Source organism: Qipengyuania citrea (assembly GCF_009828015.1).
Lineage (GTDB): Bacteria > Pseudomonadota > Alphaproteobacteria > Sphingomonadales > Sphingomonadaceae > Qipengyuania > Qipengyuania citrea.
The window spans coordinates 998,682-1,012,261 of sequence record NZ_WTYG01000001.1; the positions used below are offsets into that span (position 1 = coordinate 998,682).

Sequence of the window (13,580 nt, forward strand, 5' to 3'; positions counted from 1 at the left end):
CCGGACGCGGCGGGCGCGCTAGCCGTGTTCGCCCTTGCGCGGGCTGGGGTGGTCGAGCGCAAGTTCGGCGCCGGAGAAAGTGAACGGGCTGCGTACGCCGGCGATGCCGTCCAGCTCGATCCGCATGCCCCGCTCGCGCACTTGCGGATCGGCGAACACCGCGTCGATCGGGTTGATCGGTCCGGCGGGGATGCCCGCCTCGCCGCATGCGCCAAGCAGTTCCGCCAATTGCCACTTGCCGGTCTCCGCAGCGATCATGGCGTCGAGCTCCGCGCGGTTGGCGAGGCGGCTTTCATTGGTGGCGAAGCGTTCGTCGCCCAGCAGGTCGCCGCGCCCGAGCAGCGCGAGCAGCCGCCGGAACAGCCCGTCATTCGCAGGCGCCAGCACCACCTTGCCATCGGCGACCGGGAAGACGCCATAGGCGCTCACCTGGGCATGCTCATTGCCCATCCGCGGCGGATTCTCGCCAGTGGTGAAGAAATGCGTTGCCTGGCTGGCGAGCAGGCCGACCGAACAATCGAGCAGCGCCATGTCGACATGCTGTCCGCGACCGGTGCGTTCGCGCATGGCGAGCGCGGCCTGGATGCCGATCACCGAATACAGCCCGCAGGTGAGGTCGGAAATGGAGATGCCCATCTTCATCGGCTGGCCCGCCGGTTCGCCGGTCAGCGCCATGAACCCGCTCATCGCCTGCACGACGAAATCGTATCCCGCCTCGTGCGCGCGCGGCCCGGTCTGGCCGAAACCGGTGATCGAGCAATAGACGAGCCCTTGGTTGGCCGCGGACAGCGCGGCGTAGTCGAGCCCGAACTTGGCCAGCGTGCCGGTCTTGAAATTCTCCAGCACGACATCCGCCGAAGCGGCCAGTTCGGCGACGCGCCCAAGATCGCCCGCGTCCCTGAAATCTGCCACGATGCTGCGCTTTCCGCGATTGGCGGCATGGTAATAGGCCGCCTCGCGGTCGCCGTTCTCGCGCTCGATCCACGGCGGGCCCCACAGCCGCGTGCCGTCGCCTTCGGGGCTTTCGACCTTGATGACGTCGGCCCCGAGATCGGCGAGGATCTGCCCCGCCCAGGGGCCGGCGAGCACCCGCGCCAGTTCGAGGACCTTGAGCCCGGCGAGGGGGGCATTCGGATTGCGCGGAGCGTCGAGCCACATGCCGCGCGGCTTGGGCGGGCAGCGCGCGGGGGTCAAGTCACTCGATGCCCGCAGCTGCCGCCAGGCCGCTTGCCGCCTCGAGGAATTCCTCGCGGAAGTCCTGCACCACCTGGCGGCTCGAGCGTACCTGTTCGACCAGCCCGACGCCCTGGCCGACGAAATAGCTGACCAGTTCGCGCGCAGTGTCATTGCCCGCCGCGGCCTCGCGTTCGATCCGCGCGAAGGCGGGTTCGGAGACCATGCCCATCAGCGGCATGGGCAGCGTTCCCGGGCCCTGCGGATCTTCCCAGGCCGCATGCCACGGCGTTTTCAGCTGGCGTGCAGGCTTGCCCGTGCGGCTGCGCGAGCGGACGGTATCGCGGCTGCGCGCGGCGACCATCTTGTCGCGGAACGCTTCGCTGGTCTCGGCCTCGGGCGTCGCCAGCCAGACCGATCCGGTCCACGCGCCCTGCGCGCCCGCTGCCATCATTCCCGCCATCTGTCCGCCGGTCATGATCCCGCCCGCGGCAAGCACCGGGATATCGTGCCCGCGCCGCGCCAGTTCCCGCACGACTTCGGGGATCAGCACAAGGGTCGACACTTCGCCGCAATGCCCGCCGGCCTCGGTGCCCTGCGCGACGATGATGTCGACGCCCGCCTCGGCCTGCCGGATGGCGTGTTCCTTCGCCCCGACCAGCGCCGCCACGGGGACGCCGCGCCGCTTGCCTTCGGCAATCATGGCAGCAGGCGCGATACCCAGCGCATTGGCGATCAGCCTGATCGGATGGCGAAAGGCGACCTCCATCAAGGCGAGGCCGTTTTCGGGCGTGATGCCCATGCGTTCGGGCAGGATCTTGAGCCCGGGCTCGGGGGCGATGCCGTAATCGCCCAGCACCGAATTGACGAAACCCTGAAAGGCCGGATCGATGGCCTGCGCGCGGCTCCGGTTGTCCGCGAGCGTGCGGACTGCCGGATCGACCACCTCGGGCACCAGCACATCGACGCCATAGGGCGCGCCATCGACATGGGCATCGATCCAGTCGAGCTCCTCCTCGAGCTGTTCGGGGGTAAAGCGGGTGGCGCCGAGGACGCCGAAGCCGCCCGCCTTGCTGACCGCGGCGACGACATCGCGGCAGTGGCTGAAGGCGAACAGCGGGAATTCGGCGCCGGTCAGGGCGCAAACGCGGTTCATGGTCATGGGTGTCTCCTCTTCCGCGGCCACCCTATGCCCAAGCCGGTGCGGTGCAAGCGATGTCTAGCGCGGTGCCCTCATTGCGCGATGTCGCTTGCCGCAGGCTGCCAGCGCGCGTCGGGGGGGAACACCTCGTCCAGCGTACCTTCCTGCCATGCGCCATAGACCGGGTTGGGCATCAGGAACCAGCCATTGCCCCACAGCTGCGCATAGGTGCCCCGCGCCACCATTGCCCGGCGCGCTGCGATGGCGCTTTCGTCCGCGTTGAAGACATCGGCGAAGTCTCCGAGATTGTCGCCTGCCATCGCAATGACGCAATAGCTCTGCGCGATCCGCGCGCGGCGGCCGTCCTTGCGCCCGCCCATGGCATCGTCGCCGCGCAGGAACAGCGTTTCGAGATGCACGGCCGGCCCCGCGCCGGCGGCTTCCAGCGCCGCCACCGTGCCTGCCGCATTCTGCGTATTGCGATTGGTGTTGAAGATCACCGTGATGCCCGCGTCGCGCAGGCGGCGCAAGCCAGTGACCGCGCCGGGAACGGGCTGTGCGATTCCCGCGCCCTGTTCCGACCATTGTGCCCATTCGGCGGGATCGAACGGCTTGCCGCTCAGCGCCTGCCAGTATTCGTAGCCGGTGTTGAGCAGGACGGTCTCGTCGACATCGAACACGGCGGCAAGCGGCTTGATGCCGCCGTCATCCGTCTCGCATGACGGCGTGCCTATGCCGCCCGCCGCGTCCGGCAGGCCCTGCGGAACCGATTGCGGAATCCCGGGCCGGCGCGCGACTGCGATGGCGTGATCGGCGATCTGTCGCCAAGTCTGGATCGAGGCTGCGGCCGCTTCGCCCGAGCCGTAAAGCCAGCGCATGGTATCGGGTGCGGGCCGGTCTTCGCCAGCATTCACCGGTGCGCTGGCCGCCGAAGGGCGGGGGCCGGCAGCGGAACAGCCGCCCAGTGCCAGCGCCCCGGCGGCGAGCAGGAGGAAACGGGTCATGAGGCAATCTCCAGAGCGGCGGCTGATGGTGCGGACGCGGCTCTCTGCCATAGCGGGCGTCGGCAATCCATCCGGCTCGCACGATTAGAGCGTGCAGCGCCGCCATTCCAGCGGAGACCCGGTCATGCCCCGATTTCGCCGCTGCCGACTACGCCAGAAAACCGCCGAATTTTGTGCAGCGCAATATCGGCCGCTCTCATCAGCCGAGGATGCCGGACATAAAATCAAGAGGTTGCAGTTCCTTGCATCGGCTGTTTGCGGATTTTGCAACAAAACTTGTTCTTTTCGCACTTGCACAAAAGTGGGCGGCCACGCATATCTGCTCGTGCCTTTCAGGCATCCTCTCCCAAGACTTCCAAGCCCGGTTGGTTCGCCAGCCGGGCTTTTTTCTTGCCTGCGGGACCTTCTGTCCGCACCCGCTCATTGCATCGGTACGAACCGGCCCCACCTTGGGCTGTACGACCAACAGGAACGGGAGCCCAGCTCACATGGCCGATGCTGACGCTGCAACGACGGAAGACACGACGAAGGTAAGGCTGCAAGTGGCAGCGGCACGGCAGGAGGAAAGCGGGCAGGGTATCGCCCGCATGCCGCGATCGGCCTTCCAGGCGCTGGGCATCACCGAAGGCGATGTGGTGGAAATCACCGGCAAGCGCACGACCGCGGCGGTCGCGATGGCGGCCTATGACGAAGACCAGACCATCGACGTCGTCCGGCTCGACGGGCTTCAGCGCGGCAATGCGGAAGCCGGCTCGGGCGAACATGTGAATGTCTCGGTTGCCGAATCGCGCCCGGCCACGCGTGTCGTATTCGCGCCCGCGCAGCGCGAGATGCGCCTGCAGGGTCCGGCGCAGGCGCTCAAGCGCAATTTCTTCCGCAAGCCGCTCGTCGCGGGCGATCTCGTCGCCACGACCGGGCAGCAGCCCGTCCAGGACATGCCCCCCGAAGTGCGCCGGATGTTCAATGCCCCGGCCTATGCGCTCACCCAGATCCGGCTCAGCGTGGTGTCCACCAGCCCCAAGGGCATCGTCCATATCGACGAAAACACCGAAGTCGAGCTGCGCGCCGAGTTCGAAGCGCCCCGCGATGCCCGCGCGGTGGTCAATTACGACGATGTCGGGGGGATGGAAGACACCATCCAGCAATTGCGCGAGATGGTCGAATTGCCGCTGCGCTATCCCGAATTGTTCACCCGTCTCGGCGTCGATCCGCCCAAGGGCGTGCTGCTGCACGGTCCTCCGGGAACGGGCAAGACGCGGCTGGCGCAGGCGGTCGCCAATGAAAGCGATGCCAATTTCTTCACCATCAATGGCCCCGAGATCATGGGATCGGGCTATGGCGAGAGCGAGAAGGCGCTGCGCGAAGTGTTCGAGCAGGCGACCAAGGACGCGCCTGCCATCGTTTTCATCGACGAGATCGATTCGATTGCGCCCAAGCGCGACCGCGTCCCCGGCGAGGCGGAGAAGCGCCTCGTCGCGCAGCTGCTGACTCTGATGGACGGGCTCGAGGCGCGTTCGAACCTCGTCGTGATTGCCGCAACCAATCGCCCCGACGCGATCGACGAGGCGCTGCGCCGGCCGGGCCGCTTCGACCGCGAAATCGTGATCGGCGTGCCCGACGAACAGGGGCGGCGCGAAATCCTCGGCATCCACACCCGCGGCATGCCCCTGGGCGACAAGGTCGACCTGGCCGAGCTGGCGCGCGCCACTTACGGCTTCGTCGGTGCGGATATCGCCGCGCTTGCGCGCGAGGCCGCGATCGATGCCGTGCGCCGGATCATGCCCAAGATCGATCTCGACGAGCGGACGATTCCGCCCGAAGTGCTCGACGAGCTTTATGTCGGACGCGAAGACTTCCTCTCGGCGCTGAAGCGCATCCAGCCTTCCGCCATGCGCGAAGTCATGGTGCAGGTGCCCCGGGTCGGCTGGTCCGATATCGGCGGCGTGGGCGACGCGATCGAAAAGCTCAAGGAAGGCATCGAGCTGCCGATGAAGAACCCCGAGGCGTTCCATCGTCTCGGGATCCGGCCCGCGAAGGGCTTCCTGCTCTATGGTCCGCCGGGCACCGGCAAGACGCTGCTGGCCAAGGCCGTCGCCAAGGAAGCCAAGGCGAACTTCATCTCGATGAAAAGCTCGGACCTGCTGTCCAAATGGTATGGCGAAAGCGAACAGCAGATCGCACGCATGTTCAAGCGGGCCCGCGCAGTCGCGCCCTGCGTCGTCTTCATCGACGAGATCGACAGCCTGGTGCCCGCACGTGGCAGCGGGCAGGGCGAACCGCAGGTCACCGGCCGCGTGGTCAACACCATCCTGGCCGAAATGGACGGGCTCGAGGAATTGCAGTCGGTCGTCGTCATCGGCGCGACCAACCGCCCCACGCTGGTCGATCCCGCGCTGCTGCGCCCGGGCCGGTTCGACGAACTGGTCTATGTCGGAACGCCCGACCAGCCGGGACGCGAACAGATCCTCAAGATCCATGCCAAGGACATGCCGATGGCCGGCGATGTCGATCTCGCGGCAGTCGCCGCCAAGACCGTGCGGTTCACGGGCGCGGACCTCGAAGATGTCGTCCGCCGCGCCGGCCTCAACGCCCTGCGCCGCGTCGGCGGCGATGTAGAGGAGGTCGCCGCGCTCGATTTCGCCGAAGCGCTGAAGGATAGCCGCGCGACGGTTACCCCGAAGATGGAAACCGAATACAAGAAAATGCGCGGCGAGCTGAAGAAGCGCGCTGCCGAAGTGCGACCGATCGGGTTCCTCTACGAAGGCATGGTCGAAAGCACGCGCGACGAAAAGCACGGGCCGGACACCACCGGCTGATCGCTACCGGCCGGTCGCAGCTGCCTGCAGCGACCTGCCGGTGAGCGCGGCTTACGGTGTGTTCGGCTCGGCGGCCTTGAGATGCCCGCCGGGCACTTCGAGCCGGTGGCGGATCAGCGCATCGGGCTGGTTCTGCTTGATCCAGGCCTGCATGTGTTCGCGCACGCCGCAGCGCAGGGCCCACAAGTCGCCGATCGTCTCGGCGCTCATCGACAGGCGCAGTTCGATGCTCTCGGGATAGGCGTCGGTCATCAGCAATTGCAAATTGCGCCCGTCCCACAGCTCATGCGCCGAGACATAGCGTTCGAATTCGCTGCGGATCGGTTCGACATCGGTGATCGGGTCGAGATGCAGCATTACCGGCCCGGTCAGCTTCTCGTCGACGCGCGACCAGTTCTCGAAGCTTTCGTCGAGGAACCGGCTGGTGGGCACGACCAGCACGCGCTCGTCCCAGGTGCGGACGGTGACGAAGCTCATGCGGATTTCCTCCACCCGCCCGGCCTGGTCGTCGACCTTGACCAGATCGCCGATCCGCAGCGGCTGGGTCAGCGCCATTTGCAGCCCCGCGATCAGCGATTTGAGCGCGGGCTGTGCGGCGGCGCCCACTGCCAGCGCGGCGAGACCCGCCGAGGCCAGCATGGTCGTGCCGACATCGCGGACACCGGGGATATTGAGCATGATCAGCGAAACGGTGACGATGATGATCCCCACCTTCACCGTCCGCGACAGGATCGCGATCCGCGTCAGGCGGCCGCGCTGCGCCACCGGATCGCTCGCCGCGCCGACCTGTGCTTCGTAGCCCCGCGCGAGGCCGCGGACCATGGCATAGGCCACCCACCCGATCACCGCGGGCACCAGGAAGCGGGCCAGAAGGTCCCAGCCGCGCCCGACCAGCGCATCGTTTTCGGCCGCCGCAGCGATGGCGAAGGCGATCGCCGCCCAGCGCAGCGGCTTGCGCACCGCTTCGACCACCACATCGTCGAGCGCGCTTTCGGAACTGCGCGTCACGCGCCGGAGCAGGGCGAAGACGATCCAGTGCGCTAGCAGGGCCAGCGCGACCGCGCTGCCGAGCACGATCAGCGTGTGGATCACGCCGTCGTAGGAGATCGGCCAATTGCGGGGATCGTAGCGCTCTAGCATCGGCTCAGGCGGTATGGGCGCGGGTCGCCGATGGCAAGATCAGTCACCGGCGGGAAGCTCGATCGTGACGATCAGCCCGTCGGGGGTGAACTTGCGCTCGAACGTGCCACCGAACTGACGCGCGGCGCTGGTCATCAGCAGGCTGCCGAAGCCGGTGTGCTCGGGTGCATCGCCCAATTGCGCGCCGGTTTCGCGCCACTCCAGCGTGACCGTCCCGTCCTGTTCGCTCCAGCTGACGTGGACCGTGCCTTCTTCCTTCCAGGCGCCGTATTTGACGGCATTGGTGGTCAGCTCGTGCAGCACCAGGCCGAGGGGGGTCACGCGCTTGGCGGGCAGCATGATTTCGGGCCCGTCGATTTCGGCCGGGTGGTTGCTCGACCGGTAGGGCGCCAGCGAGGTCTCGACCAGCGCGCGCAGCGAGGCCACCGGGCGTTCGAGCTCGCCCTGGCTGACTTCATGCGCGGTGAGCAGCGCGCGGATCCGCTGCGCGATGCTGTTGGTCACCTCCTTCGCCTCGGGCTTGTCACGGGCGCTCATCTGGACGATCGCCAGCACCACCGCGAAAAGGTTCTTCACCCGGTGGTTGAGTTCGCGCGCCAGCAGATCGGCGCGGTCGCGCGCCTCGCTGACCACCGCGGCCTGCGCCGCTTCGGCTTCGGCGCGTGCCGCGCGCCCGACCAGCCGCGCGCCGGCGAACATGGCGATGATGAGGAACACCAGCAGCGCGCCCAGCAGCGGGAGAACGCGGGCATTGGTACGCGCGGCGTCGGCGCTGTAGGCGGCCAGCGTCTCGTTCTCGATATCCTCCAGTTCGGCGATGGCGCGGTCGAGCCGTTCCATCGTCTCGACTCCCTCGTCGGTGAGAATTGCGCGCCGTGCATCGAGCAGCCGTCCGTTCTCGAGCAATTCGACCCCGGTCGCCATTTCGTCGAACTTGGCGCGGGCCAGCGCATCGATCTTGTCGATCAGTTCGGTCTGCCGCGCGGTCGCGTCCTCGCCGATCAGTTCGCGGATGCGATCAAGCGTCGGGTCGATCTGTTCGCGTCCCGCCTGGTAGGGCGCCAGATACCGCCGGTCGAGCGTGATGAGATAGCCGCGCTGGCCGGTTTCGCCGCTGATCGCGGAACGGCTGACCTGGCGCAGTTCCTCGAGCACCTCGACCGTCCGGCGCACCTGCTCGCGCTGTTCGCGCTCGGCTTCCACGGTCTGGTAGACCAGGAACAGCGTGGCGAACATCGCGGCGGCAATCACCCCGAGCAGGACGACATTCATCCACCGCGGGTCGCGCGTGCGCGCGACGAATTCCTCGATCTCGGTCAGTGTGCTGCTCCCCAGCTGGTCCCGGTGCCGATATCGACCCCCAGAGGAATGTCCAGTTTCACCGCGGGTTCGGCGGCGCCCGCCATGACCCGTTCGATCACCGCCGACGCGGCATCGACATCGCCCTCGGGCAGTTCGAAGACCAGTTCGTCGTGCACCTGCAGCAGCATGCGGACATGCCCCAGCCCGGCAGCCTCGAGCGCGGGCATCATGCGGACCATGGCGCGCTTGATGATATCCGCGCTGGTGCCCTGGATGGGCGCGTTGATTGCCGCCCGCTCGCTCCCCTGGCGCTCCGCCTGATTCTTCGACGCGATCCGCGGGAACCATGTCTTGCGCGCGAAGAGCGTTTCCGAATAGCCGCGCTCGCGCACCTGCTCCAGCGTACGCACGATGTATTTCTGGATCCCGGGGAAGCGCTGGAAATAGGTGTCGATCATCGCCTGCGCCTCGTCCGCCTCGACGCCGAGCCGGCCCGCCAGCCCCCAGCGCGAAATACCGTAGAGGATCGCGAAATTGATCGTCTTGGCGCGCCCGCGCGTATCGCGATTGACCTCGCCGAACATCTCGATCGCCGTGCGCGAGTGGATGTCCTCGCCCTGCGCGAAGGCTTCCTTCAGCGTCGGGACATCGGCCATATGCGCGGCCAGCCGCAGTTCGATCTGCGAATAGTCGGCGGCCAGCAGCACATTGCCTTCATCGGCGACGAAAGCCTCGCGGATCTGGCGGCCGATCTCGGTGCGAATGGGAATGTTCTGCAGGTTCGGTTCGGTCGACGATAGCCGCCCGGTCTGCGCCCCGACCAGGCTGTAGCTGGTGTGCACACGCCCGGTTTCGGGATTGATCGCCTGCTGCAGCGCATCGGTATAGGTATTCTTGAGCTTGGCGAGCTGGCGCCATTCGAGCACCTTTCCGGCGATCTCCGCGCCTTCGCCTGACAGCCTTTCGAGCACGCTCTGGTCGGTGGAATACTGGCCGCTCTTGCCCTTCTTGCCGCCCTTGTAGCCGAGCGTGTCGAACAGGATTTCGCCCAGCTGCTTGGGGCTGCCGACGGTGAATTCGGTGCCCGCGATGCGGTGGATTTCCTTCTCCAGCCGGGCGATTTCGCCGGCGAATTCTTCCGACAGTTTGGCCAGCCGGGTCCGGTCGACCTTGATGCCGTGGCGTTCCATCTGCGCCACCACCGGGACCAGTGGCCGGTCGACCCGTTCGTAGATGCGCGTACCGCCCTCGGTCGCCAGCCGCGGCTTGAGCGTCTTGTACAGCCGCCAGGTGACGTCCGCGTCTTCCGCGGCATATTCGGTGGCCTTGTCGAGCGGGACCTCGCCGAAGGGAATCGCCTTCTTGCCCGTGCCGCAGATCTCCTTGAAGGTCAGGCAGGTGTGGCCGAGATGGCGGCTCGCCAGCTCGTCCATCCCGTGGCCGCCACCGATCCCGTCGAGCTGGCGCCCGGCGTCGAGATCGAAGCTCATGATCATCGTGTCCTCGACAGGCGTGACGGCAATGCCGTTGCGCGCGAGCACGTTGAGATCGTATTTGCCATTGTGGAACACCTTGACCACGGCATCGCTGGCGAGCAGCGGCGCGAGCGCGGCGAGCGCAGCGGCCTTGTCCACCTGCGCCGGGCGTTCGGCAAACATGTCGCTGCCGCCATGGCCCAGCGGGATATAGCAGGCATCGTTGGGCCCGAGCGCCAGGCTCACCCCGACAAGATCGCACAGCATGCAGTCGAGCGAACTGGTCTCCGTATCGACCGCGACCAGCCGCGCCGCCATCGCCCGCGCGATCCACTCTTCGAGCCGGCCGAGCGTCTGTACGCATTCATAGGCGCTGCGATCCACTGCGGGAAATTCGGGCAGCGGCTGGCGGTTACCCGCACTGCTGGCCGGCGCGCCGGCGGTTTCGGGCTTGGCCGGATTGAGATCGGTCGCGCGCGAAGGGCTGCCATTGCCGGCCTCGAGCCGCTTGAGCAGGCTGGTGAAGCCATGCTTGCCAAGGAAAGCGGCGAGCGGTTCGGGCGGAACCTCGTCAAGCTTCATGTCCTCAAGCGTGACGGGCAGGCTGCAATCCTCGCGCAGCGTTACCAGCACGCGGCTGAGTTCGGCATCGGCGCGGTGTTCGATCAGCCGCTCCTTGAGCTTGCTCTTCTTCATGCCCTCGGCCGCATCGAGCGCAGCGGTAAGCCCGCCGTGTTCGGCAATCAGCTTGCTAGCGGTCTTGGGGCCGACGCCGAAAATGCCGGGAATATTGTCGACCGAATCGCCCATCAGCGCGAGCACGTCGCCGACCTTGTCGGGCCCGACGCCGAATTTTTCCTCAACCTCGTCGATATAGATCCGGGCATTCTTCATCGTGTCGAGCATGTCGATCCGCGCGCCGTCGCGTTCGCCGACCAGCTGCATCAGGTCCTTGTCCGAAGACACGATTGTGACATGCCACCCCTGGCGCTGGGCTTCGCGTGCATAGGAGGCGATGATGTCGTCCGCCTCGACATCGGGTTCCTCGATGCAGGGCAGGCTGAAAGCGCGGGTGGCATCGCGGATCAGCGGGAATTGGGGCACCAGATCCTCGGGCGGGGGCGGGCGGTTGGCCTTGTACTGATCGTAGATCTCGTTGCGGAAGCTCTGGCTCGACTTGTCGAGGATGACGGCCAGATGGGTCGGGCCGTCGGCCTTGTGCAGGTCGTCGGCCAGCTTCCACAGCATGGTGGTGTAGCCATAGACCGCGCCGACAGGCGTCCCTTCGGGATCGGTCAGCGGCGGGAGGCGATGGTAGGCGCGGAAGATATAGGCCGAGCCGTCGACGAGATAGAGATGCGGTGTTTCAGCCATGGTCTGGCGGCTTAGCGAAGGCTCGGCGCAATGGGGAGCGCCTTTTTCCTGCCTGCCCATGGCTATGCACTGCTGCGTGCCACCGGGGGAAATATGACCGAAAAATGGCACCTGCGGCTTTATTCGCTTGCCGTGCCCTATTTCCGCCACTATTTAGACACTGTGAGGCCCCAATTGGGGGTTCGCGCGGGAGGGGGGTAAACCTTCCGAACGCATTCATATTCGCTGTTCAAGGATTTAGAACTATGCGCAAGATCGCTCTTTTCGCTGCTGCTTCGGCCGCTGCCCTGACCCTCGCCGCTTGCTCGGAAGCAACCGAAGATTCGGCTGAAGCAACCGCAGACGAAGCAGTTGCAGACGCTGAAACCAACATGGAAGCTATCGAAGCAGAAACCGACGAAGCCATCGCCGACGTCACTGCTGAAGCCGACGAAGCTGCTGCCGAAGTCGAAGCTGCTGCTGAAAACGAAACCACTGCCGAAGCTGCTGCCGACTAATCGCGCACGCTTCGCGGACGGTTATCGTTCACGAACAGAAAGGGCGGTGCCACGCGGCGCCGCCCTTTTTCGTGCCTGACGTTACGTGAAGCTTATTCGCCGCCGTAATCGGCGGTGGCCCAGTTGCGGCCGTCGTTCATGCTTTGCCCGAACCCGGTGTAGAGCGCCTGCGTAATGCTGGAAATCCGCGCATCACGATTGGCCCGTGCCTCGAGCTTGCGGCTACGGCTGCCGTTTTCCACCGCCATCGAGGGGCTTTGCCCGGTAACGTAGATGGCGGCCGCGATCGCGCGGCCATCGGGCGTATGGAATATGCCAATATCGCTGGCGGTGCGGGCCAGCGTTCCGGTCTTGTGCGCCAGATTGGCGCTCACCGGGAGGGCCGAGGGCATCCGCCGCTTGCCCGTGGTGGTTTCCTCCATCGCGTCGAGCAGGACCCGGCGTGAATAGTCGCTCAGCCATTTGCCCTGATAGATCCCGGCAAGCAGCTGCCCCATCGCGCGCGGCGTGGCGCTGTCCTTGATATCGACGCTCCACGCGGGGTCGATCCGGCCGTCCTCGCGGATCAGCGTGGCGATGTCGCGCGACAGGCTGAAGCCTTCGATCCCGGCATCCTTCATCCACTTGTTGACAGCGCTCGGGCCGCCGACCGCTGCGAGCAGCGCGTCGGTGCAGTCGTTGCAGCTCTTGCTGATCATCAGGCTGAGGTGGCGGTAGGCCGGCAGATAGGCACCGCCGGGCCGCGGCAGGCGGTACTCGCTCGTCAGGCTCCACCGATTCGCATCGACGCCCGCAAGGAACGTCGCGGCGATCGCGACCTTGCTGGTGCTCGCCATCGGGAAGCGCTGGTCCGCCAGCACGCCCACTTCGCGCCCCGTCGACAGATCGATCGCATAGACGCCGATGCGTCCGTCCGATCCATCGGCCAGCTGGGCGATCTGCTGTTCGAGCGGAGTCGCGTAGACGGCGTCGTAGCTTTGCGGGGTGCGGACATCGGTGCCCAGGACAGTGTCGAACTGGGCTTCGAACCCGGTACCTTGCGCAGCTGCGGGAGCGGCCAGGGCCATTGCCCCGATCGCCAGAAGTCTTCCGAGTAGGTTTGTTCGCATGCTGATCGTTTACACCCTGCTTGGTTAGGCGAAGCTTAACGGATATCCCCGGTAGCGATACAAGCGCGGCGCGACGAAAAGTGTTTCGATCACGACAGTTTCGCCCCGCACGGTGTCATATTCGTGCGGGGCGATGAAGGTCATGCGTTGGCAATCGCCTGTTCGATCCGGTCGGTGGGTTCGCCGGTCATGGTCTTGTCGATTTCCCCGACCAGCCGTTTCTTGAGCTCGCCATGATAGTGGCGGCGCATCTCGCCCAGCGTCTTGGGGTCGGCAATGACCAGGATGTCGCTGATATCGCCAGCGATCGCCTTGGCATTGAGCCATTCGGTTGCCGCTGCGCCATGCGCGAGCTCTTCCAGGTCGGTGCGTCCCAGCTGCTGTCCCGCATTGTCCTGATGCTTCACCCCGGCGCTGTAATTGGTTGCCGACAGATCGGGTTTCTCGGCCGAGCCGAGCTTGGGTTCGAGCGGCTGGCCGGTATTGCGCATGACAGTGAAATTCTCGCCGTCGACGATCGCGACATGGGCATTGCTGGGAAGGCGCATC

10 protein-coding genes are annotated in these 13,580 nt (G+C 66.1%); 2 read left to right on the forward strand and 8 right to left on the reverse strand.

The features are described 5' to 3' along the window. Window positions 1–18: 18 nt before the first annotated feature. From GRI55_RS04785 to GRI55_RS04795, 3 genes are all read right to left on the reverse strand, one after another. Complete coding sequence (locus GRI55_RS04785; protein ID WP_160766488.1) at window positions 19–1,158, reverse strand: CaiB/BaiF CoA transferase family protein; 1,140 nt, start codon at window positions 1,156–1,158, stop codon at window positions 19–21. Window positions 1,159–1,195: 37 nt separating this feature from the next. Then, complete coding sequence (locus tag GRI55_RS04790; RefSeq protein ID WP_160766344.1) at window positions 1,196–2,335, reverse strand: NAD(P)H-dependent flavin oxidoreductase; 1,140 nt, start codon at window positions 2,333–2,335, stop codon at window positions 1,196–1,198. A gap of 71 nt (window positions 2,336–2,406) precedes the next feature. Then, a complete protein-coding gene (locus tag GRI55_RS04795) occupies window positions 2,407–3,318 on the reverse strand; it encodes a 5'-nucleotidase, lipoprotein e(P4) family (protein WP_237452394.1) in 912 nt (303 codons plus the stop codon). A gap of 488 nt (window positions 3,319–3,806) precedes the next feature. Here GRI55_RS04795 and GRI55_RS04800 point away from each other — a divergent pair, with 488 nt between their 5' ends. Next, a complete protein-coding gene (locus tag GRI55_RS04800; RefSeq protein WP_050601731.1) occupies window positions 3,807–6,134 on the forward strand; it encodes a CDC48 family AAA ATPase in 2,328 nt (775 codons plus the stop codon). Between the two features lie 51 nt (window positions 6,135–6,185). Here the strand turns inward: GRI55_RS04800 and GRI55_RS04805 are convergent, their stop codons facing one another. From GRI55_RS04805 to polA, 3 genes are read right to left on the reverse strand one after another with little or no spacing between them, the layout of a single operon-like run. Further along, on the reverse strand, window positions 6,186–7,274 hold the full coding sequence (locus GRI55_RS04805; protein ID WP_160766346.1) for a mechanosensitive ion channel family protein: 1,089 nt from the start codon (window positions 7,272–7,274) through the stop codon (window positions 6,186–6,188). A 39-nt stretch (window positions 7,275–7,313) separates the two neighbouring features. Further along, on the reverse strand, window positions 7,314–8,546 hold the full coding sequence (locus GRI55_RS04810; protein ID WP_160766347.1) for a sensor histidine kinase: 1,233 nt from the start codon (window positions 8,544–8,546) through the stop codon (window positions 7,314–7,316). Between the two features lie 44 nt (window positions 8,547–8,590). Further along, on the reverse strand, window positions 8,591–11,425 hold the full coding sequence (polA, locus tag GRI55_RS04815) for a DNA polymerase I (RefSeq protein WP_160766348.1): 2,835 nt from the start codon (window positions 11,423–11,425) through the stop codon (window positions 8,591–8,593). Window positions 11,426–11,670: 245 nt separating this feature from the next. Between polA and GRI55_RS04820 the strand changes: the two genes are divergently transcribed. Continuing rightward, a complete protein-coding gene (locus tag GRI55_RS04820; protein WP_050601735.1) occupies window positions 11,671–11,922 on the forward strand; it encodes a hypothetical protein in 252 nt (83 codons plus the stop codon). Between the two features lie 92 nt (window positions 11,923–12,014). Here GRI55_RS04820 and GRI55_RS04825 read toward each other — a convergent pair whose 3' ends face one another. Both GRI55_RS04825 and GRI55_RS04830 read right to left on the reverse strand, forming a co-directional pair. Further along, window positions 12,015–12,989, reverse strand: a complete 975-nt coding sequence (locus tag GRI55_RS04825) for a serine hydrolase (protein ID WP_307020024.1) — start codon at window positions 12,987–12,989, stop codon at window positions 12,015–12,017. Window positions 12,990–13,171: 182 nt separating this feature from the next. Continuing rightward, window positions 13,172–13,579, reverse strand: coding sequence for a baeRF12 domain-containing protein (locus tag GRI55_RS04830; protein ID WP_050601737.1), 408 nt, complete (start codon window positions 13,577–13,579; stop codon window positions 13,172–13,174). Window position 13,580: the final 1 nt, after the last annotated feature.